This is a genomic window from Pseudomonas sp. R11F (genome assembly GCF_050312575.1).
Classification (GTDB): domain Bacteria; phylum Pseudomonadota; class Gammaproteobacteria; order Pseudomonadales; family Pseudomonadaceae; genus Aquipseudomonas; species Aquipseudomonas palleroniana.
On sequence record NZ_JBNPJU010000077.1, the window covers coordinates 289588 to 311329 of the forward strand.

Consider the following 21742-nt stretch of genomic DNA (forward strand, 5'->3'; position numbering starts at 1 on the left):
CCAGAGAAATCTAAACCCCCGGTCGGCTCCCCGACCGGGGGTTTTGTTTTTTCAGGCCCCACTTATTTTCGGAACACTCAAGGAAATCACGACATGAACTACGCCACCTATTACCGCTACGACACCTGCACTGCCTGGCGATTTAGCAAGCTCCGTTCGGGACAGCCTGCCGCCTCCGATCGGTCACCTATTGGTGGCAAGCCAACACACGCAGCCAATACGGCCAATTGTCGAACACCCCAGTAGGGCAGAGCGCGCGGGAACAACCCGCCGCTTGCCCAGGAAGCCTTGAATATGAACTCCTCCGTCGCCGCTCTGCCCGTTTCGAACCTCAACAGCGCCAATGAAGCCCTGACTCAGCGTCTGCCCAGTTCCCTGGATTTAAAGCACCAGTTGCCTCTCAGCCCGTTCCTCGTTGAACAGATCCACGCCCATCGCCAAGCCGTGCGCGCCATTCTCAATGGCGAAGATTCACGCTTGCTGGTGATTGTCGGCCCGTGTTCGATCCACGACCCGGAATCGGCCATGGAGTACGCACGCAATCTGCAAAAGCTCGCCCGGGACGTCAGCGACCAGATGCTGCTGGTGATCCGCGCCTACGTCGAAAAACCGCGCACCACCATCGGCTGGAAAGGCCTGGCCTACGACCCACACCTGGACGGCAGCGATGACATGGCCACCGGCCTCAGTCTGTCCCGCGAACTGATGCGCGAAATGCTGCGCCTGGGCCTGCCGGTCGCTACCGAACTGCTGCAACCCATGGCTGCGGGCTACTTCGATGACCTGCTCAGCTGGGTCGCCATCGGTGCACGTACCACTGAATCGCAGATCCACCGCGAAATGGCCAGCGGCCTGGGTATGCCCGTGGGCTTCAAGAACGGCACCGACGGCGGCGTCGCGATTGCCTGTGATGCAATGCGCTCGGCGTCTCACCCACACCGCCATTTCGGCGTCGACAGCCAGGGCCATCCGGCGATCATCCAGACCCCCGGCAACCCCGACACGCACCTGGTGCTGCGCGGCGGTCATCGTGGGCCGAACTACGATGCGCAAAGCGTGGCGCAGGTGAAGCACGACCTGGCCAAATCCAAGGTGGCGGCGCGGATCATGGTTGACTGCAGCCATGCCAACAGTGGCAAAGACCCGCTGCGTCAACCCGCCGTATTCAACGACGTGCTGGAGCAGCGCTTGCAGGGCGATACCTCGCTGATCGGCATGATGCTCGAGAGCCATTTGTTCGAAGGCTGCCAACCGCTGAGCCCGGCCATGAAATACGGTGTGTCGGTGACGGATGGTTGCCTGGGTTGGGACGGCACCGAGCAGTTGTTGCGCAGCGCCGCCGAACGTCTGCGCCTGCATCGCAACGCCAGCTGACGCCTGCAGGAGCGAGCAAGTCTCAGCCCCTTTCACTCCCCCTGGACTCGGGCTGAGGCTGCGATTCGTGATTTGCAGTCAAGAGTCCTTTTCGGAGCAGGCGGTTTTTCCGAAGGAACGACGGGCGGATACTCGGCTTCGTTGTTTATCGCCCTTCAGGAGTTACCGATGTCTATTCCCCAACAACCTGTTCCGGCCTTCGGCCTCGGCACTTTCCGCCTGCAAGGCCAAGTGGTCATCGACTCCGTCAGCACCGGCCTGGAACTGGGTTACCGCGTCATCGATACCGCGCAGATCTACGAGAACGAAGCACAAGTCGGTCAAGCCATCACCGACAGTGGCGTGCCGCGTGATGAGCTGTTCATCACCAGCAAGATCTGGATCGCCAACTTCGCCGAAAGCCAGTTGATTCCAAGCCTCAAGGAAAGCCTGCGCAAACTGCAGACCGACTATCTGGACCTGACCCTGATTCATTGGCCATCGCCGGAAGACCAGGTGCCCGTCGCCCAATTCATGGAGCAGTTGCTGGAAGCCAAGCGCCTGGGCCTGACACGCCAGATCGGCATTTCCAATTTCACCATCGACCTGATGAAGCAGGCCATTGCCGCAGTGGGCGCAGAGAACATCGCGACCAACCAGATCGAACTCCACCCTTACCTGCAAAACCGCAAGGTGGTGGACTTCGCCACCGACCATGGCATCCAGATCACCTCGTACATGACCCTGGCCTACGGCGAAGTGTTGAACGACCCGGTAATCCAACAGATTGCCGAACGCCATCAGGCCACCCCGGCGCAAGTCACCCTGGCCTGGGCCATGCAGCTGGGCTACGCAGTGATCCCGTCGTCGACCAAGCGGGCCAACCTGGCAAGCAACCTCAAGGCCCTGCAACTGACCTTGAGCCCGGCCGATATGGCGCAGATTGCCGGCCTCGAACGTGGCCACCGCTTGACCAGCCCCAAGGGCATCGCACCGAAGTGGGACTAAACCCCGGCCACGGGGCGGCGGGATAACTCCCGCAGCCATGGCAACACCCGCAGCCCCTGGGGGGACGCGGGTGGATCGATGATGTCCATGAAGTGTTCAAGATTGACGTTGTCCGGCACACCCGGCAGGCGTACCAGCACCGTCGGCGTTGCACCGGCGAGCGCTCCCATGTCGAGCTGGTCGTAGACCAGCACATGGCGCACCTGTGGGTTTGGCCCGTCAGCACAGGCCGCCAGCCCCGCATTGATGATCAGCACATCGAAGGGCTCGGCCGGGATGGCCGTCAGGATCTGGACCTCTTCGAAGGTTTGCACCGGCACAATCCGGTGATACCCCAACTGGTTGAGCATTTTTTCGATGTACAGCCGTTGCAGGTGCTGTTCATCAGCAATCAGGATAGTCAGTGCTTTGTTCGGCATGGCAAGCCCCTGGGCTGGCAGTACTCGTCAGTGAGTGCCGACTATTTTCCAGACATACCTCGACGACAAAATCAGGCATGTTCCCCCTTCGCGTAGGAGTTCTCCCAAATCCACCGAATGGCCATCAACTGCGGTCAAGGCCGCTTGCAATACATGCTCAGGCCACGCTGCAAATCATCGATCGCGTCATCCAGCGCTTCAACCACTGGCCCCAACGCTTCGCGGTCGCGGCGCTCACAGACGGTCGCCAACGCTTCACACCCCTGGATCAGCGTGTGTGCCTTGACCATCCGCGCCCCACCCTTGGCACGATGGGCCAGGTCGTGCAGCCCGGCGAAATCGGCTTTGCGTTGCAGCGTCGACAACAGCGTGCGATCCGCCGCCAGACTGTCGAGCAGTGGCATCAGTAATTCTTCAAGGACATAGGGATCTCCACCCGTCAATGCGGCCAAGGTGCTCAAATCGAACGCGGCCACTTCTGGTTCGCAAAGGCTGGCAGTGAGGGGAGCCAACGCGCTCCGCAGATCCTCGAGCCCCGTGGGCTTGAACAGGCACCCGTCCATGCCGGCCTGCCGACAGCGCTCGGTTTCTTCGGGTTGCGCATTGGCGGTGAAACCCAGCAGCAGGCACGGCGTCAGGCCCTGTGCGCGCTCCTGTGCACGAATGTCCTGCGCCAACTGGTAGCCGTTCTTGAGCGGCATATTGCAGTCCGTGATAACCCCGTCGAAGTGCCCGGCCTGCCACTGCGCCAGCCCTTGAATTCCGTCTTCGGCCGTGGTGATTTGATGCCCCAGGAAATTCAACTGCCGGGCCAGCAGCAGGCGATTGGCCGGGTAGTCGTCCACCACCAGAATGCGCAGCGCCCGGGCCGACGGGGTCTGTACGCCCGCCGGCAGCGCCTGGGCCGGCAATGCAGCGGCCCGCGCCAGCCTCAACGTCACATCGACTCGAGTGCCCTGCCCCAGCACACTGCTCAGGTGCAACTGCCCCCCCATCATTTCACAGAGGCTGCGGCTGATGACCAGCCCGAGGCCAGACCCGCTGCGGGCCGACTGCTCACTGTTGCCGCCCTGGACAAAAGGGTTGAACAGCCGTTGTTGATCCTGGGCACTGATACCGACGCCCGTGTCCTGCACCCACAACTGCACGCTCAAATACTCGCCTTCATCAAGCACCTGGGCACCCAGCTTGACCTGGCCCTGCGGGGTGAACTTGATCGCGTTGCTCAGCAAATTGGAGATCACCTGTTTGAAGCGCAGCGGGTCGAGCATTACGATGCGCCCCTTCAGCGGGTCCAACTCAACCTGCAGCACCAACTCCTTGACCCGTGCCAGCCCCTCGAACACCCGCACCACCGAGGCCAGCAACTCATGCAGATTGGCCGGCTGCAATGCCAGTGACAAATGCCCCGACTCGATCCGCGCGATATCGAGGATATCGCCGATCAGCTCCAACATGCCGCGCGAAGCCACCGAGGCCACTTCCAGCGCATCACGGTCGGCCCGGCCCTGCTCGGCATTTTTCAGGGCCAGCTCGATCATGCCGATCACCGCGTTCATCGGCGTGCGGATTTCGTGGCTCATCGTCGCCAGAAATGTGGTCTTGGCCCGGTTGGCGGCGTCGGCATCATCCTTGGCCTCCTGCAATTGGCCCAGCAGCCGCTGACGCTCGCTCACATCCAGCCAGCCGGCGATCATGCCCACCACCTTCTCATCACGATCACGGTACGGCAGCATCCACTGGTAGATCGTCAGCACCTCTCCCGTGGGCACCTTGAGTATGCGGTCCTGAATCTGCGGCTCGCCGTCAGCCATCAACCGCAAGTAATCCTCATGGAAGGACCGGGCCTGCGGGGGATTGCCCGTGTCGGTTTCCACCACGGTCTTGCCGATCACGTCTTCGAGCTTGAAGCCAAACACATCCAGATAGGCGCTGTTGCAAGCCATCAAGCGCCCCTGCCGGTCACGCACATAAATCGGGTGCGGCGTACCGTCGATCAAGGCGCGCATGAAGATCATCTGATCACTCAACGCCCGCTCGGCCTGCACCCGCTTGCGGATCAAGCTGCGCAGATAAATGGCCCAGCCCAATGTGACCAGCAGCAACAGTGCCGCCAACCCGAAGCCTTGAATGATCGCGTTGCGGTGACGCAACCAGTAACTGTCCTCGATGATGATGTCGTTGCGCCAACGACCTATCAATTCATCCATTTCCTGAGGTGTGATACTCAGCAACGCCTTATCGAGGATCGAGTACAGCTCCAGCTGACTGCGATTGACGCCAAACGTGACGCGAGCCGGCTCGGAGCCAACCGTGCTGGATACCCGCAATCGGTCGCGGTAGTACCGTGCTATGAGGTAGCGCGCACTGATCAGCGAATTGACCGCGCCGTCCACTCCCCCATTGGCTACCAGCGCCATGGCTTGCTCCGGGTTCTCAACGTCGACAAATTCAACCCCCGGGAAATTCTGGGTGATCGCATCACGCAGGCCATTGCCGGGGATCAGCGCCAGGCGTTTGCCCACCATGTCTTCCAGGGTGAGCGGGCTGCGTTCGTCACTGCGCGTGACCAGCACAAAGGGATTGGTGAGATAGGGCCGACTGAACCGTATCTTCTCGGCACGCTCGACGCTGGGGGTGACCACCGCCAGCATGTCCGCCGCGCCCGTACTGACTTGATCGATCTGCTGCGGCATTGAAGTGCCCGAGACCACATCGAACTTCAAGCCGGTACGCAGGCTGATGCGCGACAACACTTCGGCGCTCAACCCTTCGAATTGCCCGTGCTCATCGAAAAACGACAATGGTACGAATTTGTCGAGCGTCGCGACCTTGACCCGCGGATGTTTCTGCAACCAGCGCTGTTCGCTGGCACTCAGGTGCAAGCGGCCGGTACCGACGATCCCGAGGTTGCCGGCGCTCCAACGACGCAGGATTTCCATCTGCTCGCTCGCCGGAATGACCGCCAGGGCGGTGTCCAGTATGGGCAGCAAACGGGTATTTTCACGGGTGACGGCAAAGGCAAAAGGGTTGACTTCCAGGGCAGAGAAGTCGGCCATGCGCACGTTATTCAGATGGTTGTGGTTGATCAGGTAACTGGTGCTGATGGCATCGCCCAGGTACACATCGGCGTTACCAAACGCCACCGCGCCGAGAGCTTCGACGGTCGAGGGAAACAGCTCCAACCGGGCACGGGGATAGAAGGCCTGCACCGCGGCGGGCTGCATATAGTGATAGAGCATCGCCACGCGTTTGCCGGCCAGGTCGTCACTCAGCGCCTGGCTGTCACCGGTGCGGGTCACCAACGTGGGCTGATCATTGGCATAGGAGCGGGACAGGCGCAACTGCGGGTCGGCCGCTTCATAACCATTGGCTGAGCCGAGGAAATCCACGCTGCCTTGTTTGAGCGCCTCAATGACCTCATCACGGGTATCGTAGCGCCGCACCTCAATGGGCATATTCAGGATCTGCCCGATCAAGGCGGCGTAATCGGCAGTGACCCCTTCAAGTTCGTCGTTGTTATTGGTCAAGTCAAAAGGCGCGTAATCCGGGGCGGACACGCCCATCACCAGGGTTCGCCGCTCGCGCAGCCAGCGCAGTTGAGCTTCATCCAGCACCACACTGGCTTGCTCCACCCGCGAATGCCCCAACAGCCGCAGCGTGCGCGGCTCATCGAGAGCGGCCGCGCACAGAGGCAACAGGCTCACCAGCCAGATCGCGGTAAACCTCAAAAACGTGGCGCGGGTCATTTCAGATCAGATGATTGCGTTGGGCAAACTTGGACAGATGCACCACCGATGACATATGCAACTTCTCTTTGAGTCGAGTCTTGTAGGTACTGACGGTCTTGTGGCTCAGCAACAGGTCTTCGGCGATATCCTTGTTGCCCAGGCCCTGGGCGAGTTTTTGCAGCACCATCAATTCGCGGTCTGACAGTGCCTCCACCATGGCCGCCTCCGTCACTTGCAAATCATCGCGACGCACCGAGCTGGTGGCGATACTGGGGAAGCAACTGTAACCGGACATGATCGCCTTGATCGCCTTTTGCAGTTCGTCCAGTTCACCGGTCTTGGCGACAAACCCCATGGCCCCGGCACGCATGCAGCGGGTGGAAAAAAACACCGCCAGGTACGACGTGAGCACCAGGATCTTGCACGGCAAGCCCAGCGACTTGATCCGGCTGATCACTTCCAGCCCACCCATCTTGGGCATTGCCAGGTCCATGATGATCAGGCTGGGACACTTCTCCCGCGCCAGTTGCATGGCATCCGCACCGTTGCCCGCCTCGTAGATCTCATCGAAACCTTCCAGCTTCAATAGATGCCTGACCGTGGCACGGATAAACGGGTGGTCTTCCGCGATTAACGCTGTGGCCATAAAACTCCCCTAAGTAGACACCCTTTCACATTACGTAGGGCCTCGGCACCTGTGAGAAATGACAGTCCCGACCGACGGTACTGCGCACATTCCAGGCAATCACCAGGCGCTGCCGGCCCCTTCAATTGAAAACACCACGAGCACGCGAAGCCGGACCAAAGGGCCCGTCAGCCGCAAGTGCGCAACCTTAACAACGTAATAACGCCCCATCTGAAAGGATAATCCTAATTGAGTGTAGGACTTTTCCGCGCACAACCCTGCCAATCCTTGGACCCGCCGGGTTTTCATAGGAGGCTCAGTCGGTGGTACTCGGGCTCCAAAAGGCCTGCACCACCAGAGTTGACATGGAAATACGCGTCACCAGCGCATCCAGTTCATCCCCATCGACCGACGTCGCGACCAGGGTTGCCTCGATTTCCACTTCCTCACTGCCGAACGGCCGCACGTCGACATCACTGGCTGGGTAATTGCAGCGCGCCAACTCGGCTTCCAGCAACACCATCACCGCCTGTTGCTGGCTGCGCCGCGCAATCACATAGAGAATATTGGTGACCTCTGCCGACACCACATCCAACGGCTGGCGGTTGATGTTATTGACGATCGGCCGCAGCAGCGTGTTGGCCGCCAGTATAAACAGGGTACCCAGCAGCGCTTCGAGAATCAGGTCGGCGCCGGCACAGGCCCCCACCGCCGCCGAGGCCCAGAGGGTAGCGGCGGTGTTGAGCCCACGCACATTGCCCTCTTCCCGCATGATCACGCCCGCCCCCAAAAAACCGATGCCCGACACCACGTACGCAACCACGCGCACCGCGCCTTCCGCACCTCCGAGGCGGTTGGCCATGTCGACGAAAATCGCCGCCCCCACGGCGACCAGCACGTTGGTACGCAGGCCTGCCGTACGCTGACGGTACTGGCGCTCAAAACCGATCAGGCCGCCCAGAATAAACGCCGCGGTGAGGCTGACCACAGTATCCACGAGGGAGTTGAGGTTGATGTTGTTGATTGCTTGCATAAGGATTCTTCCCTGCTCATTACCCGCCAGAATTACGGATGTGGAAACCCTTCACTACCGGGGCACGGCGTGTCGGCATCAACCCCATACCACAGGTGTGGCAACGGGGTGATGTCAAGGATCGAGCAGTACGCAGCGCCCATCATAAAAGGCAGGCGCATGCGTGGCATCCCGGCGTGAGCCAGGTGCTGATCAGCGTCATGAGAGGGATTCGGGCAGGTGCCAGGACTGGCCGCTGCCGGGATGCCGCTTCTCGCAATCCAAGGCGAGACAACGGCATTGCAAGAACGCGCGTTATCTTGCCAAGTAGGTGCCGATTACCGAAACCGGCCGACAACTGTCACTCGAACAAGTACCCACTGAGGGTCTCCGCTATTGATGAAAACGCGCGAAGCTTACGCCCCGTTTGCGCGGGAGTAAACCGTAGGAAAGTATCCGCATGGTGAATGAGACAATTCTTCAGGGTAAGTTCAGGCAGGCGATTTTCAGGGCGCGCCCGGACGATCCCTCGCCACCACCGCCAAGTAATCATCAACCTGCCCATTGGCCAACGCCTTGATCTGTATCGACACCCGGTTCACCCGGCGCCCCATCGCGATGCCCTCCCGGGTACGCACCTGCACATAACCCAGCCTGGGCCAGAAACGCTCGGCCTTGGTATTGCCGATGACTACCGTCAGCCGAAGCCATCGGGCCCCGCGCTTCACCGCCCATGCTTCAAGGTCTTCATGCAAGCGATGAGCGAAACCGGTGCCATGCATACGCTTATCGACCAACAGCAACCCGATATGCCACACACCGGCTGCCAGCAAGTCTGCGGCGATATTCACCACAGCGACCAGTTGGTCATCACTCCCCCGGTAACCCAGCCAGTACATCCGGCTGCAGCTCCAACCTGCGGGCAGACAGTCCTGCAACTCCTCGTGCGCCTCGGTCGGCGTCGCCGGTTCGCCATTCACGGCAATGAAGTAATCCGGCGCCCGCTCAAACAAGCGTTGCAACTGGGCTTCATCGCAACTGCCCAACTCACTTACCCGAACACCCTCGATAGAGCAGTCCGGTATCGCTTGAGCATCAACGTCCATGTCCATCCTCGTTCAATCATCCCGCGTGAGCACTTCCAGCAATTCAATTTCAAAGCGCAGATTGCTGTTGGGCTTGATATGCGCACCCATTGATCGCTCGCCATACGCCAAGTGCGCCGGCACGAACAACGTGCGCACACCGCCCACCTGCATGCCCATCAGGCCCTGGTCCCAGCCCTTGATCACCCGGCCCGTGCCGATCACACACTGGAACGGTTTGCCGCGCTCCCAGGACGAATCGAACACCGTGCCATCCTCCAGGGTGCCGGTGTATTGGGTGGTGATCAACGCGCCCTTGACGACGGCCTTGCCGGTGCCGGGGCGGATGTCGGTGATCTGAAGTTCGTCAGTGCTCATGGGAGGTCTCGTTGTCGGTGCAAAGGTTGGGGGTTTTCCCAGAATTGGTGGGGTTTGGCAAGTGGGCGGAACGGCCGGCTCAACGAGCGGCTCGTGACCAGGAAACCTCAAAAAGGCGCTGGGTCACGTTGGCGGTTTGCGGTTTCCCTACTAAAGAACACGATTTTCCCCAGCCAAAAATCACTCCCTGCTTATTCTCTTGTCCCAGTGACTGAAGACAACCTATGAACAGACAATCATCTGATCAGCGAACCTCACAATGACAATAGGCTCAAGCTTCAACTATCCGGCCGACATCGCCCACAAGCATCATCGAAAAAAGCGCTCTCCTAATGATAAATGGAGAGCCAGATTCCCTAACCCGCCAGACTTGTGCTTTGACTATCGCGCATTGGTAGAGCAAAAAAACGGTATCGCACAGGTCACGCAAAACCATCATAAAATCTGCATTGTTGGGGCAGGCATTACAGGTTTAACAACCGCGCGAGAACTACATCGGTGCGGCTTCACAAACATTACGCTCATTGAAAAGTCCCAGCGCATCGGCGGCAGGCATCTCACAGTCCTTGGGAGCAACAATAGCAATACCCTCGGCCGCCCGCCTTTTGAAATGGGCGCCATGAGAATGCCTTTTTTCAATACGTCCGATGAGCCCCCAAAAGACGGGCGCTCACTCATGGCTTATTATGCGAGCGTATTTGAATTGGTTCATTCAGACTTCCCTAACCCAGGCAGTCCTGCCGTTCGGTCAACTGGAATATACCTACGAGAAGGGAGCATAGATGGCCACATCGAGCCCACCCTGCTTATATGGAAAAACACCGATGGAAAAACAGTACCACCGGGTGAAACCCTAGGTGCTGTCTTCGCAAAATGGAAGATTTTCGCTGAACGCATGACCCTGCATGTATCGGAGCATTACGGCTGCGAACACTGGGATGATATGTGGGCTTCCATCGTCAAAAAATACGAAGGTATTTCATTTCGCGACCTGGTGAAAATGCCCGCTATTGATAGATGGCAGGCCAGCGATCCAGGCAATTTCGGCGGGCTGGGCATGACCGCGCAGGAGTCAGCTGTTTTCTACTCTATTGGAATCGGTGATGGCAGTTGGGGAGCCTTCTATGACGTTTGCTCAATTTACCCCCTACGCACTGCGATATTTGGGTTCAGCAGCCATCTGCAATTGATCCATGGACGCGTAAGCGCAGATGGAACCCCGGTAGCCTCGCCTTATTTGGACGCTACAGAAACTGTGGACTCCAGCGGACTTCACTTTAACAAACCCAAGTACGTAGGATTAGGCGCTCTCGCAGAATCTCTCTTATTCATAAAATCAGACGAGACCCAGGAATCATTGTATGAGCACCTGATGAAAAGTTCTTCCGGCTTGCTGACCAGCAGTTCAGTGACAAAACTGAAAAAACTTAAAAATGGTCAAATACGCGTTTACTATGACTGGAACGCCGCACATCCAGATGAGATGGAGAAGAAATTCATCGACGCTGACTCGGTTGTCATGACGCTCCCTTCGTGGCTGATAGAGACACAAATTCTTCTCGAAAACTTCGATCAGACAATGCTCCCATTCGAGATAGTGGCGGCCTACAAAGCCGCTCACTGGGAAACCAGTTGCAAAGTGTACGCTCCGCTTAAAAAGTCTTTTCTCTCACATAACAAAACCATTCCCCAAACCATTGTTACCGATAGCTTGGTCCACGACGTTTATACCTACCGCTACAACAAAAACAACACCTATAACTGCATACTGCTCAGCTACACATGGGAAGATGACGCTACAAAACTTTCGATATTCAGCGACAAGGAGCTTGTGAACAAATGCATAGAGGAACTGGACAGGATCCTTTTAAAATCAAGCAATATAAAACAAAAAATATCACCTTATATCGGCCGCGAACAAGCGGTAGTCCAACGCTGGATGAATAATAAAAACTCACTCGGTTGTGCAAAACTTTATCGTGCGGGCGCCTATTACGAGGCGGTGACCTTGATGAAATACAACAGAGAGTTTTCTTACACATCGGACCTTTATCTCTGCGGTGAATCCTTTTCTGTCGATGCCGGCTGGACTGAACCCTGTTTCAGAGGTGCGATTGATACGGTGATCCACATCTGCAACAAAACACAAGCGCTTTTTAATGGAGGTTTTAGCATTCAAGACTATCCAGCGTATAAAACGTAACTCAATCAACAGAAATAGACTACTACGCAGTAGGAACCATCCGACTTTCATTTAAACAAGTTGTCACCTCTTATAAACGCCCAACCATTTCCTGGTTGTATAACAATAAGAGGTCATCTTCATGAGCGAACCAATAAGCCCCGCCCGCGTAGCGGTCATCCAGCTTGACCCTCAAGTCGGTATCGACAACCGCGCCAACAACCTGCACCAAAGTCTTGCATTGGCAACCGAAGCCGTGAACGGCGGCGCCAACTTGATCGTACTGCCCGAACTTTCCAATTGTGGGTACTTCTTCAGCAGTCGCCAGGATGCCTTTGATCATGCCGAAACGGTACCGGACGGCGCCAGTGTACGGGCGTGGATTGATTTTGCCTGCAGGCACCAGGTGTATCTGGTTGCGGGCTTGAGCGAAATTGACGACACGCGTTTGTTCAATACAGCCGTCCTGTTAGGGCCCGACGGGTTTATCGGAAAATATCGCAAAGCTCATTTGTGGAACCTTGAAAAGCTCTGGTTTTCCCCCGGAGATACAGGTTTTCCGGTGTTTGAAACGCCCATCGGCCGCATCGGTTTGCTGATCTGCTGGGACATCTGGTTTCCAGAAGTACCGCGCATTCTCAGCCAGCAAGGCGCCGATATCATTTGCAGTCTGAATAATTGGGTTTGGACACCACCGCCATTATTCGACGACGCAGGCAAATGCATGGCCTCGTACCTGACGATGACCGCGGCCCATGTGAACAACGTATTTATCGCGGCTGCCAGCCGCATTGGTGAAGAGCGCGATGCCCGTTATCTCGGTTGCTCGCTGATTGCAGGAACCAATGGCTGGCCTATCGGCGCTGTCGCTTCGCCCAATCGCCAGGAAATCCTGTTCGCAGACATCGATATCACCAGTGCCCGAAGCGCGCCAATCTGGAACAGCCTCAATGACCTGCAACGCGACCGACGCACTGACCTCTACGATCAAATGCTCGGGTATTGCCAACACCCTGCCCTGCCACGCTGATCGGAGGGGCACCCATGGAAACGTTATTTACCAAGGCAACACTCGTCCGATCGAGAGCCGATACCACGGTCTTCATCCTGGGTTTGATAAGCGTATTGCTGGTGTTCTGGGTCACCCTGAGTCATCAAGGGTCTTGGCCGGGCTATGCCGAAATGACCGAAAGCCTGCCCCATCCCGCTGCCTGGCTGCGCTGGATACTCGGGGACATCAGTGAAGTTGCCTTCTACAAGCACGAGCTTGCTTCGCTCGGTTTGCTGAGTGGCGCCTACCTGGCTTGGTGGGCAAGCAAGCGCGGGAAAACCTGGCAAGGTTTTTCCATTTCCTATGGTACCGGGCTGTGGCCTTGGCTAGTCACCAGCTCACTGCTGGGGCTACTGCTGAGCAACTTGTTATGGGGGTGGAGCGTCAGTTCCGAGACATGGCAACCGACGTTTGCAGCATTCGTCTCATTGCCGGCGGCGATGGTGCTGATGTTCGGTGGAGGCTGGAAGGTTACGTTCAATGGTGCGTTATCAGGGGCACTGCTGGTTACGCCGATGTGTCTCTTGATCGTGAACTTTGTATGCACGCCACTGGGCTTACCGGTGGTGATCGGCAATGTGCTGGGCATGGCGACTGGGAGTGTCATCGCGTTCCTGCTTTGCCATCGTCTGCCTGCACTGGTGCGGTCGGACTACATCGCGCCCATCAGACCCATGCCGGCCAAGCCACCCACCTATGGCGTAGTGTGGAGCCTGCGCCGGGTGTTGGCGGACTTCTCTGAAGCCCCCTTTTTCGGAAATGAGCTGGCCAGCCTTGGGCTGCTGGCCGGGGTGCTACTGGCATACGCCCTTAACCCGCTCAGTCCGGCTTATGGGTCGGGCCTGGTGTTGCACATGATCGGCGCGCAGGCCCTGACATCCGCGCTGGGTGTGGTGATCTGGCGGCAACAATGGATCAAACGGGGCTGGTATCCAACCTACGTTCCGCTGGTATCGGTGGTGCCTGCGGCAGTATTGGCACACGGTGGCAGTTGGACGGTGATCGGCTCAAGTGCCTTACTGGGCGCACTGATTGCACCGCCCCTGGCCTGCGCAATGGCTGGGCGAATGCCCCCGCACTTTCATCCGTATATCGGCAATGTAATAGCGATGGCGCTAAGCACGCTGCTGGTGGTGCCGCTGGTGGGCTGGTTAGCCTGAGTCACTGAGGTTTTCCCACGCTGTACATTGAACAGCGTGGGAGCAGCCAAACATTTCGACCTCACAACCACCGCCAAAACCGACTCCAGAACCCCCGCCCCAAATCATCCTTGCACCCGGCATATTGCGCCGCATACATCTGCGAGCGTGCCTGCACCTTGCTCGCCACCGGTGGCAGCCAGGCTTTGGCGGCGTAGGTGCGTTGGCGGTAGCCGCCCCACCCTTCGTGGTAGTTCAGGTATTGGCCATAGGCGTCGTATTTGTAGACGCCATTGATGGTGTAGGTCTTGTCCATGTACCAGCCGACAAAGTCGATCGCGTCGTCGAAGTCCTGGCGGCTGGCGCCGCTGCGGCCGGTGCTTTTGCGGTAATCGTTCCACACCTCATCTTTGGCCTGCGCGTAGCCGGCGGCCGTGGAGACGCGGCCCCAGGGGATGATCCAGAGCAGATATTTACGCGGGGCCAAGGCGTCCTGCCGGAAGCCGGACTCCTGGTACATGATGGCGAACGGTACCTGGATCGGCACGCCCCAGCGCTTTTGCGTGACTTTGGCGGCGTCGTACCAGTCGTCCTTTTCGCGGAAGATGCCGCAGATATCATTGGGTGTGCGTGGCGGCGAGGTGCCGCAGGCCGCCAGCAGTGAGGTGAGTAACAACAGTCCGACGGCTTTGCCTGCGCTCAAGGGGCACCTTTGCGTGATACGCGTAAAAAGCCGGCATTTTACGCGTTCAGCGAAGCGGCGTCCTTGCCGCAAACAGCTTTACGCCAAAGGTACACGACGCGTTGTCAGTGCCAGGCGCCCTACCAGGAAACTCAAGGCAGCACCCAGCAACAGCATCGCCAGGGTGCTCCACGCTGCGCGGGACACTTGCTTGGCCGCCACTTCACCGGCCTCACGAGCCTTTTGCTCGGCCTGTTGCTTGAGCTCATCGACCTTCTGCACGGCTTGTTGATACGCCTGAGCATAATTGTCGACGATCTGGGTGGCCTCAGCCTTGCTCTTGCCGGTACGGGCCGCGACGATGTTGATCAGCGCGTCTTTATCCGCGGCATTCAAGGCAGGCTCGCCGGAGGCTTTGACCCGATCGAACCACTGCTTCAACGCATCGCCGGCCTGGGTCGGGTCCGTAGCGGCAGCCGTCGCCGATTGCTTGCCATCGGCCGTCGCCTGATCGGCTTTCTGCTCAACGTTGGCCGGGTCCAGTTCAGGTTTACCGCTTTGCTTGAGCAAAGTGTCGAGCTGACTTTGCAGGCTGTTCCAATCCAGGTGGATGCCCTGCTCGTCCAACTGCTGCTTGACGCTATCACTGATACCCGGCGCCACAGCGGCGATGCCACTGCCGGCAGCGGACAGGCCCTTGCCCACCACATTGCCCGCCGTACCCACAACGCCGGAGGCCAATGCCGCCAACAGCCAAGTGGTGAACAAGGTGGTCAAGGTCCAGGTGAGTACGCCATGCAAGCCACCGCGATCCGGTGCGGTACGCCCCGCCACAAACGCGCCAGCGGCAATTGCCAGCAGCGTGGAGACAAACAACCAGATACCTGCGCCCGTACCAAAACCCCGCAACGGGTTACCGGCCTCCATCGGGTCGATGGCACTGGCGCCGATGGCGGTGCCCAACACACTGAGCACCAGGTAACTCACCAGGGCAATTGCACTACCGGCCAGCACAGAGCTCCAGGACACGCGAAATGCAGAACGATGGGTTTCATAGACAGTGGTCATGTTCGATCCTTTGACAGTGATTGACCGTTTCAGTCTGGCGAGCGCGCTGTCCGGCGTCCTCGTTCAAATGCACCATGCCACCTGGTGCATTCGCACCCCCGCACGGGGAATTGCTCTGCACTATCCTGATGCCCGGATGTCGTACTTCCATGCGCCCAAAACCCAAGGAGATTCTATGACCCGGGACGTTCTTGCCAAAGAAACCAACCGTCGCCAACTGCAGCAGATCATTTCCGGGTTGTCCGACGGTGTGATTCTGGCCGAAGTCGACCAGACCATTCTCTGGGCCAACGAAGCCGCACTGCGCATGCACGGTGTGGAGTCAGTCGTAGCATTGGGCGCCAACACGCAGGAGTACGCGCAGCGCTTCGCCCTGCGTTATCGCAACAACCACCCCGTGCAACTGGAAAACTACCCCCTCGCTCGTGCAGCGGCGGGCGAAGAGTTCAGCGATGTGATGGTCGAAGTCACCCCCTGCGCAGAGGAGGAGAAAACCTGGGTACACCGCCTGCGCAGCCTGGTCATCACCGACTCACACGACGAACCCGAACTGCTGGTGCTGATCCTCAGCGACGCCACCGAATGGGCCAGCGCCGAGCAGCGCTTCGAAAAAACCTTCAATGCCAACCCGGCACCGGCGGTGATCTGCCGCTTGAGCGACCTGCGCTACATCAAGGTCAACCAGGGCTTTTTGGAGATGACCGGCTACAACCGCGATCAGGTCATCGGCAAATCCGTCTATGAACTGGACGTACTGGAGCAGGCCGAGCGCAAGGACCTGGCCATCCAGCGTCTGGGTGAAGGCTCGACCATCCCGCAGATGCAGGCCGAATTGCGGCTGCCTGAAGGGGGTAGCAAACTGGTGATCGTCGCCGGCCAGCCGCTGGACATGAACGAAGAAGACTGCATGCTCTTTTCGTTCATGGACCTGGAGCCACGACGCAAGGCGGAAATTGCCTTGCGCCAGAGTGAAGAGCGCTTCGCCAAGTCGTTCCGACTGACGCCCGTACCCACCCTGATGTGCAGCGCGGACAACCGCCAGGTCGTGGATATCAATGAAGCCTTCATGGATATCACCGGCTATACCAGTGAGGAATTGATCGGCAAAGCCATTGAGGAAATCGACTTTATCGACAACCCTCAGGCGAGTGAGCAACTGTTTGCCAACCTGGAAAAAGCCGGTCGGCTGGAAGGCCAGGACATCAAGGTGCGCAAGAAAGGCAATGAAGTGATCGACTGCGTGGCCTCCGCCGACACCGTGATCATCCAGGACGTGCCCTGCTACCTGCTGGTGCTGATGAACATTACCGAACGCAAGCGCACCGAGCTTGAACTCGTCGCGGCGATCGAGGAAGTGATGCAGGACGCGTCCTGGTTCAGCCAGACCCTGATCGAGAAACTTGCGAACGCCAAGAGCGTCAAGAGCCCCAATTCACCGAACGTGGCCTTTACCGACCTCACCGCTCGAGAGCGCGATGTGCTGGGTTTGATTTGCGAGGGGCTGGCCGACAAGGAGATCGCCTCACGCCTGAAACTGGCGCCCAATACCGTGCGTAACCATGTCGCCACGGTGTATTCCAAACTGGGGGTGCACAGCCGCAGTGGAGCCATCGTCTGGGCCCGTGAACGCGGGCTGTTCGCCGGTGAATTGCGCCTGAAAAACAAGCCATGAAAGTGCAAATGCACTAGTGCGACTAGTGCGAACTCACCTTATTGCGGCCCAGGCTAAGCCATAACCTTCAAGGCATCGTATTGATGCCATGAAGGAACCCGCATGTTTACCGTCTCTCAATTGCGAAACTGCATCGAAGAAGGCCTGTCGCCACTGACCTGCGAATTCACCCTGTGCCGGGACGCATCCCTGACTCTCAAGGTCTTCGACGCCGCAACGGGCCGGGTCGATCTGGTGGTCACCGGGATCAGCACCAACCGCCTACAGACCCCGCAAGAAGTCGCCAAGATGGTCGAAGAGCTGCGCTACGAGCTGGAAAGCAACAACGTGGGCAAGCTTACGCTGGATGATTTGCCTTCAACGACGCCCCAATGAAATAGAACACTCCACCGCCGACAATGAACGCCCCCAGCATGTAGAACAGGGTGTGGGCCGGCAGGTTGGCCAATACCAGCCCGCACAACACCGGCCCCAGCGCGGCGCCCAGGTTGGACAGGTTCTGCGCCCCGTAATACATGCCACGCAAGTGGTCCGGGGCGATCCGGTCGATAAACATGTACTCGGCCGGGAACACAATGATTTCCCCCACGGTAAATACCGCCATCGCCACTACCCACCACACCACGCTGGTGGCCAGCGCAAAGCCGATCAAGCCCAACATGAACATGCCCAAGCCGGCGACCAGCCACTGGCCCAGGTAGCGGTGCGAGATGCGCCGGCCGATCACGTACTGCAAGGCGATAACCCCCACGGCATTGGTGGTGAGCACGGCGCTGATCACGGTGTAGGTGTATTGCGCCGTCGTGGTGGTGACCAGGTACTGCGACAGCCAGGCGGTGAATTGGCCGAACACAACGGCGCTGAGTACGCCGCCCAGGGTAAAGCACACCAGGCGATGATCTCGCAGCAGCACACGGCCTACGGCCATGAACGGCACGGGTTTTTGCGTGGCATCGACGCTGGTCAGCGTGCGATCGCCCCAGCGCCAGTACAGCAGGAAAAACCCGACGCCCAACAGCGCCGACAGCAGAAACGGCAGGCTGATATCCAGCTTGGCCACTACCGCCCCGAACACCGGCTCGATCGCATAACCGATATTGGTCAGGGTGTACTTGATGGAAAACACTTCACTGCGCGCGTCTTCCGGCAACAGGCTGGCGAAGCCGGCTTTCACCGCAATATCGATCACGGCGTAGGCCAGGTTGATCAGGATCAGGCAGCTGTAGAACGCCCAGATATTCCCCGCGAGCACCGTGCCGATAAAGCCCAGTACAAACAGCGCGCTCAAGCCGAGCAGCAGGCGATAACTGTTGATGCGGTCGACCAGAAAGCCGCCGTAGACACTGAGCAGCGAGCCGACAATCAACGAACTGCCGATCACCAGGCCAACCTGGGAGATATCGAGGCCAAAGCGGCTGGTGAGGTAAATGACCAGGTAGGGAAAGGTGATTGCCTTGGCCAACGTCAGCATCAATGTGGCGGACAGCAACAGGTTAACCGTGCGGGGGTAGTTTCTTATTGTGGCAAGCATCCTGCTCTCTTTCTTTGAAGGTAACGCGGTCCGTCGGGCCGGTTACCTTAACGCAAGAGCAGGGTGTTACGGGAGGTCATTTTTTAACGGGCGTGATCTCGAGAATGGTGCCGTTGGTGGTCTTGAGCAACACGAATTTATCGCCGACCCGCGCCCACTGGCTGTCGGCTTCAGGCTGCTTGAGACCGTGTTTTTTCCAGTTGCTGATCGCCGATTCCTTGCGCATCAGGATATCCGGGGCACGGTCGCCTTCCTTCAAGTCACGGGCGTTGATGCTTGAAGGTTGCACGGTTTCCTGCGGAGTATCATTGGCTTGCACGACGAAGCTGGCAGTGGACAGGCCGGCGGTGAGCAGCAGGCAGGCAACGAGGGCTTTGGACTTCATGGGTACTCCTTCAATGAATGATGCGTACCCAGGTTACGACCGCCTACCGGTCTGAACATTCAACCGGCAATCGGCGATTATAGGTCCGCAGCGGGTGTGCCCTGATGAAACACCATCCGCCACTGCCCTTCCTCCTCCCGCCACACCGAACTGCGTAGCGAATCGCCCACGCCCTCCCGGTGGCAGCGATAGGTCACCAGCGCAACGCCCTTGCTCAGCAGGTTGAGCGCAAACTCAGTCATCCGGCGTTCGCAAAACACTTCATCCTGCAACCCGGCAATCACCTGAGCCTTGCTACCCCACACATGGCCGCTGGCACCAAATTCAACGAAATCATCCGCCAGCAACTGCGACAGCCGCGCCGCATTCAAACGGGTGGCACCGCCTTGCAGCTCCCGCTCCAACTGGAACAAAAGCGCTTCCAACGTCGTCCTCATTGCTCGCATGAAATAAATCCTGTAATTTTTCATGAAATTATTCGACATAAATTTCATGAACCAACAAGAAGAACTTGCCGCCCTGGCCGTCCTCATCCACGACCTGCGCAAGCACAAGAAACTTACCCTGGCCCAACTTGCGCAAAAAATCGAGCGTTCGGTGGGTTTTCTGTCCCAGGTCGAACGTGGCCTGTCGCGACCGACGGTGGCTGACCTGACCGCCATCAGCCATGCCCTCGACGTGCCCACCACCTACTTCTACAGCCTGCCCAAACCCAAGGCGGTGGACTGGGTCACCCGTCCCAACGAGCGGCGTACGGTGTATTACGCCAATGGCATCACCGACATTCTGGTTTCGCCCAGCATGAACGGCGCCTTCTCGATGCTCGACAGCCTGCTGGCACCCGGTGCCAACAGCGGCGAACAAACCATGAGCGACCGCGCCGAGCAGGCCGGCTTCGTGCTGGAGGGTGAATTGACGCTGTGGGTGGAGGGCGAAGCCGAGTCGGTCACCCTGGGCCCCGGCGACAGCTTCCACCTGGCCAGTTTCGCCCACTGTCGCTACGCCAACCTGACCGATCTGCCCGCCCGCGTACTGTGGGTTTACAACTAGGAGCTGCACCCGTGAAAAGCCATTGCTCGACGTTGCTGGCCGAAGTCCGGACCTTTCGCCAGAACCACCCCGACGTACGTTATGTCGACCTGATCGCCCTGGATATTCCCGGGCACTTCTACGGCAAACGCTACCCCGTGGAGATGCTGGAAAAGGTCGCCGCCGGCAGCCCCTTGAAGCTGCCGCAAAACGCCGTGCTGCTGGGGGTTCAGGGTGGGTTGTTCAAGATTGGTGATTACTGCTTCAACGACGGCGACCCGGATGCCAACCGCCGCCTGGTGCCGGGTACGCTCAAACCCGTGACCTGGGAAAAACAGCCACTGGGCCAAATGCTGATCACCTCCGACGGCACCGAAGCGCCCATCGAATTCGAACCCCGTGAAGTGCTGGCCAAAGTGCTGGAACGCCTGCAACACAAGGGCATCCACCCGGTAGTGGCGTTCGAACTGGAGTTCTATCTGTTCGACAAGCAACTCGACAACGGCCTGCCGCAATTTGCCCGCGACGCGCTGAGCGACGACGCCGATGACCAGCCCAACCTGCATATCGAACGCCTGTCGCGCTTCAGCGAGGTACTGGACGACATGGCACAGACCGCCAAGGACCAAGGCATCGACATCACAGTGATCACCGCCGAGCTCGGCCCCGGCCAGTTCGAGATCAACTTCGGCCATCTGGACGACGGCCTGCGCGCCGCCGACTGGGCCGCCCTGTTCTGCCGCAGCACCCGTGGCGTGGCGCTCAAGCACGGTTACCGCGCCAGTTTCATGGCCAAGCCCTATCTGCAATATCCCGGCAGTGGCATGCACGTCCATGTGAGCCTGTATGACGCGGCGGGCAACAACCTGCTGGCGGCGCACCAGCAACAACCGCTGCGCCATGCCGTGGCCGGTTGCCTGGAGTTGTTGCCGCACTGCATGCCGATTTTCTCGCCCAACCACAACGCCTTCCGCCGCCTGGGCGGTACGGTCAACGCGGCGACCCGCGCCAGTTGGGGTTTTGAGGACCGTGACGCCTGTGTGCGCATCCCCGAGTCCGACCCACGCAACCTGCGCATCGAACACCGCCTGGCCAGTGCCGATGCCAACCCGTATCTGGCGCTGGCCGCCATCCTCGCCGGTTTGGAGCATGGCCTTGAAACCAAACGCGAACCCATCGCACCGCTGAACGAAGACCGCACCAGCGGCGCCGACTTCCCCCTGGAAATGCTCGACGCCGTGCGTGCCATGCAGCACCAACCGGTATTGCGCGATAAGCTGGGCGGCGAATTCGTCGACGTGTATTGCGAAAACAAACGCCAGGATCACTTGGCCTTCCACCAAGAGATCGCGGCACGGGAATACCGCTGGTTTCTCTGAACCGCCCCTACCC

General features: G+C 58.8%; 22 protein-coding genes. 9 read left to right on the forward strand and 13 right to left on the reverse strand.

Annotated features, from left to right (window positions below; all coding sequences use genetic code 11):
- Positions 1-294 precede the first annotated feature (294 nt).
- Positions 295-1374: a 3-deoxy-7-phosphoheptulonate synthase gene (locus ACQRBV_RS25360; RefSeq protein WP_060756424.1), complete on the forward strand. Its 1080-nt coding sequence runs from the start codon at positions 295-297 to the stop codon at positions 1372-1374.
- Between the two features lie 168 nt (positions 1375-1542).
- A complete protein-coding gene (gene dkgB, locus ACQRBV_RS25365; protein WP_411984696.1) occupies positions 1543-2361 on the forward strand; it encodes a 2,5-didehydrogluconate reductase DkgB in 819 nt (272 codons plus the stop codon).
- Here the strand turns inward: dkgB and ACQRBV_RS25370 are convergent.
- The 7 genes from ACQRBV_RS25370 to ACQRBV_RS25400 form a co-directional block, all read right to left on the reverse strand.
- Positions 2358-2780, reverse strand: coding sequence for a hypothetical protein (locus ACQRBV_RS25370; RefSeq protein WP_060756426.1), 423 nt, complete (start codon positions 2778-2780; stop codon positions 2358-2360). The two genes, dkgB and ACQRBV_RS25370, sit on opposite strands and share 4 nt — an antisense overlap.
- Positions 2781-2914: 134 nt before the next feature.
- Positions 2915-6529 carry a transporter substrate-binding domain-containing protein gene (locus ACQRBV_RS25375; protein ID WP_411984697.1) on the reverse strand — a complete coding sequence of 1205 codons (3615 nt, stop codon included), beginning with the start codon at positions 6527-6529 and terminating at the stop codon, positions 2915-2917.
- 1 nt (position 6530) lies between these two features.
- Positions 6531-7157 carry a response regulator transcription factor gene (locus tag ACQRBV_RS25380; protein ID WP_060756428.1) on the reverse strand — a complete coding sequence of 209 codons (627 nt, stop codon included), beginning with the start codon at positions 7155-7157 and terminating at the stop codon, positions 6531-6533.
- Positions 7158-7452: 295 nt separating this feature from the next.
- A complete protein-coding gene (locus tag ACQRBV_RS25385) occupies positions 7453-8169 on the reverse strand; it encodes an MgtC/SapB family protein (RefSeq protein WP_060756430.1) in 717 nt (238 codons plus the stop codon).
- A 32-nt stretch (positions 8170-8201) separates the two neighbouring features.
- Entirely contained in the window at positions 8202-8330 is a 129-nt protein-coding gene (locus ACQRBV_RS25390; protein ID WP_275113256.1) for a hypothetical protein, read from the reverse strand.
- 324 nt (positions 8331-8654) lie between these two features.
- The gene (locus tag ACQRBV_RS25395; RefSeq protein WP_104993267.1) at positions 8655-9254 is read right to left on the reverse strand and encodes a GNAT family N-acetyltransferase; all 600 of its coding nucleotides are present in this window, start codon (positions 9252-9254) and stop codon (positions 8655-8657) included.
- A gap of 12 nt (positions 9255-9266) precedes the next feature.
- Complete coding sequence (locus ACQRBV_RS25400; RefSeq protein WP_104993266.1) at positions 9267-9611, reverse strand: FKBP-type peptidyl-prolyl cis-trans isomerase; 345 nt, start codon at positions 9609-9611, stop codon at positions 9267-9269.
- A gap of 259 nt (positions 9612-9870) precedes the next feature.
- Here ACQRBV_RS25400 and ACQRBV_RS25405 point away from each other — a divergent pair, with 259 nt between their 5' ends.
- Positions 9871-11814 (forward strand): flavin monoamine oxidase family protein, encoded by a 1944-nt coding sequence (locus ACQRBV_RS25405; protein WP_411984698.1) that lies wholly within the window; start codon positions 9871-9873, stop codon positions 11812-11814.
- Positions 11815-11884: 70 nt separating this feature from the next.
- Here ACQRBV_RS25405 and ACQRBV_RS25410 read toward each other — a convergent pair whose 3' ends face one another.
- Positions 11885-12136 (reverse strand): hypothetical protein, encoded by a 252-nt coding sequence (locus tag ACQRBV_RS25410; RefSeq protein ID WP_411984744.1) that lies wholly within the window; start codon positions 12134-12136, stop codon positions 11885-11887.
- Between ACQRBV_RS25410 and ACQRBV_RS25415 the strand changes: the two genes are divergently transcribed.
- Both ACQRBV_RS25415 and ACQRBV_RS25420 read left to right on the forward strand, forming a co-directional pair.
- Positions 12017-12823 carry a nitrilase family protein gene (locus ACQRBV_RS25415; RefSeq protein ID WP_411984740.1) on the forward strand — a complete coding sequence of 269 codons (807 nt, stop codon included), beginning with the start codon at positions 12017-12019 and terminating at the stop codon, positions 12821-12823. The two genes, ACQRBV_RS25410 and ACQRBV_RS25415, sit on opposite strands and share 120 nt — an antisense overlap.
- Before the next feature lie 14 nt (positions 12824-12837).
- Positions 12838-14004 carry a hypothetical protein gene (locus ACQRBV_RS25420; protein ID WP_411984699.1) on the forward strand — a complete coding sequence of 389 codons (1167 nt, stop codon included), beginning with the start codon at positions 12838-12840 and terminating at the stop codon, positions 14002-14004.
- Positions 14005-14065: 61 nt separating this feature from the next.
- On the opposite strand, the gene ACQRBV_RS25425 is transcribed toward ACQRBV_RS25420, so the two are convergent.
- The gene (locus tag ACQRBV_RS25425) at positions 14066-14686 is read right to left on the reverse strand and encodes a hypothetical protein (protein WP_060756436.1); all 621 of its coding nucleotides are present in this window, start codon (positions 14684-14686) and stop codon (positions 14066-14068) included.
- Positions 14687-14764: 78 nt separating this feature from the next.
- Entirely contained in the window at positions 14765-15733 is a 969-nt protein-coding gene (locus ACQRBV_RS25430) for a hypothetical protein (RefSeq protein ID WP_161550153.1), read from the reverse strand.
- A gap of 175 nt (positions 15734-15908) precedes the next feature.
- Here ACQRBV_RS25430 and ACQRBV_RS25435 point away from each other — a divergent pair, with 175 nt between their 5' ends.
- Positions 15909-17405, forward strand: a complete 1497-nt coding sequence (locus ACQRBV_RS25435; protein ID WP_411984700.1) for a PAS domain S-box protein — start codon at positions 15909-15911, stop codon at positions 17403-17405.
- A gap of 102 nt (positions 17406-17507) precedes the next feature.
- Positions 17508-17780 (forward strand): DUF1652 domain-containing protein, encoded by a 273-nt coding sequence (locus tag ACQRBV_RS25440; protein ID WP_090372055.1) that lies wholly within the window; start codon positions 17508-17510, stop codon positions 17778-17780.
- Here the strand turns inward: ACQRBV_RS25440 and ACQRBV_RS25445 are convergent.
- The 3 genes from ACQRBV_RS25445 to ACQRBV_RS25455 all read right to left on the reverse strand — a co-directional run bounded on the left by ACQRBV_RS25445 (position 17743) and on the right by ACQRBV_RS25455 (position 19767).
- Entirely contained in the window at positions 17743-18936 is a 1194-nt protein-coding gene (locus ACQRBV_RS25445; protein ID WP_411984701.1) for an MFS transporter, read from the reverse strand. The two genes, ACQRBV_RS25440 and ACQRBV_RS25445, sit on opposite strands and share 38 nt — an antisense overlap.
- A gap of 76 nt (positions 18937-19012) precedes the next feature.
- On the reverse strand, positions 19013-19321 hold the full coding sequence (locus ACQRBV_RS25450; protein ID WP_060756441.1) for an RcnB family protein: 309 nt from the start codon (positions 19319-19321) through the stop codon (positions 19013-19015).
- A gap of 77 nt (positions 19322-19398) precedes the next feature.
- Positions 19399-19767, reverse strand: a complete 369-nt coding sequence (locus tag ACQRBV_RS25455; protein WP_244383894.1) for a DUF4440 domain-containing protein — start codon at positions 19765-19767, stop codon at positions 19399-19401.
- A 46-nt stretch (positions 19768-19813) separates the two neighbouring features.
- On the opposite strand from ACQRBV_RS25455, the gene ACQRBV_RS25460 reads away from it, so the two are divergent.
- Together ACQRBV_RS25460 and ACQRBV_RS25465 are read left to right on the forward strand one after the other, a co-directional pair.
- A complete protein-coding gene (locus tag ACQRBV_RS25460) occupies positions 19814-20371 on the forward strand; it encodes a helix-turn-helix domain-containing protein (protein ID WP_411984702.1) in 558 nt (185 codons plus the stop codon).
- A gap of 11 nt (positions 20372-20382) precedes the next feature.
- Positions 20383-21729 carry a glutamine synthetase family protein gene (locus tag ACQRBV_RS25465; protein ID WP_411984703.1) on the forward strand — a complete coding sequence of 449 codons (1347 nt, stop codon included), beginning with the start codon at positions 20383-20385 and terminating at the stop codon, positions 21727-21729.
- Positions 21730-21742 lie beyond the last annotated feature (13 nt).

Excerpts from the sequence above, each read along its gene's own strand:
- ACQRBV_RS25455 (WP_244383894.1), bottom strand. The coding sequence starts at position 19,767 with ATGCGAGCAATGAGGACGACGTTGGAAGCGCTTTTGTTCCAGTTGGAG.
- ACQRBV_RS25460 (WP_411984702.1), top strand. The coding sequence starts at position 19,814 with ATGAACCAACAAGAAGAACTTGCCGCCCTGGCCGTCCTCATCCACGAC.
- dkgB (WP_411984696.1), top strand. The coding sequence starts at position 1,543 with ATGTCTATTCCCCAACAACCTGTTCCGGCCTTCGGCCTCGGCACTTTC.
- ACQRBV_RS25410 (WP_411984744.1), bottom strand. The coding sequence starts at position 12,136 with ATGATCAAAGGCATCCTGGCGACTGCTGAAGAAGTACCCACAATTGGA.
- ACQRBV_RS25440 (WP_090372055.1), top strand. The coding sequence starts at position 17,508 with ATGTTTACCGTCTCTCAATTGCGAAACTGCATCGAAGAAGGCCTGTCG.
- ACQRBV_RS25445 (WP_411984701.1), bottom strand. The coding sequence starts at position 18,936 with ATGCTTGCCACAATAAGAAACTACCCCCGCACGGTTAACCTGTTGCTG.
- ACQRBV_RS25370 (WP_060756426.1), bottom strand. The coding sequence starts at position 2,780 with ATGCCGAACAAAGCACTGACTATCCTGATTGCTGATGAACAGCACCTG.
- ACQRBV_RS25420 (WP_411984699.1), top strand. The coding sequence starts at position 12,838 with ATGGAAACGTTATTTACCAAGGCAACACTCGTCCGATCGAGAGCCGAT.
- ACQRBV_RS25435 (WP_411984700.1), top strand. The coding sequence starts at position 15,909 with ATGACCCGGGACGTTCTTGCCAAAGAAACCAACCGTCGCCAACTGCAG.
- ACQRBV_RS25375 (WP_411984697.1), bottom strand. The coding sequence starts at position 6,529 with ATGACCCGCGCCACGTTTTTGAGGTTTACCGCGATCTGGCTGGTGAGC.
- ACQRBV_RS25450 (WP_060756441.1), bottom strand. The coding sequence starts at position 19,321 with ATGAAGTCCAAAGCCCTCGTTGCCTGCCTGCTGCTCACCGCCGGCCTG.
- ACQRBV_RS25360 (WP_060756424.1), top strand. The coding sequence starts at position 295 with ATGAACTCCTCCGTCGCCGCTCTGCCCGTTTCGAACCTCAACAGCGCC.
- ACQRBV_RS25390 (WP_275113256.1), bottom strand. The coding sequence starts at position 8,330 with ATGCGCCTGCCTTTTATGATGGGCGCTGCGTACTGCTCGATCCTTGAC.
- ACQRBV_RS25405 (WP_411984698.1), top strand. The coding sequence starts at position 9,871 with ATGACAATAGGCTCAAGCTTCAACTATCCGGCCGACATCGCCCACAAG.
- ACQRBV_RS25400 (WP_104993266.1), bottom strand. The coding sequence starts at position 9,611 with ATGAGCACTGACGAACTTCAGATCACCGACATCCGCCCCGGCACCGGC.
- ACQRBV_RS25430 (WP_161550153.1), bottom strand. The coding sequence starts at position 15,733 with ATGACCACTGTCTATGAAACCCATCGTTCTGCATTTCGCGTGTCCTGG.
- ACQRBV_RS25380 (WP_060756428.1), bottom strand. The coding sequence starts at position 7,157 with ATGGCCACAGCGTTAATCGCGGAAGACCACCCGTTTATCCGTGCCACG.
- ACQRBV_RS25395 (WP_104993267.1), bottom strand. The coding sequence starts at position 9,254 with ATGGACGTTGATGCTCAAGCGATACCGGACTGCTCTATCGAGGGTGTT.
- ACQRBV_RS25385 (WP_060756430.1), bottom strand. The coding sequence starts at position 8,169 with ATGCAAGCAATCAACAACATCAACCTCAACTCCCTCGTGGATACTGTG.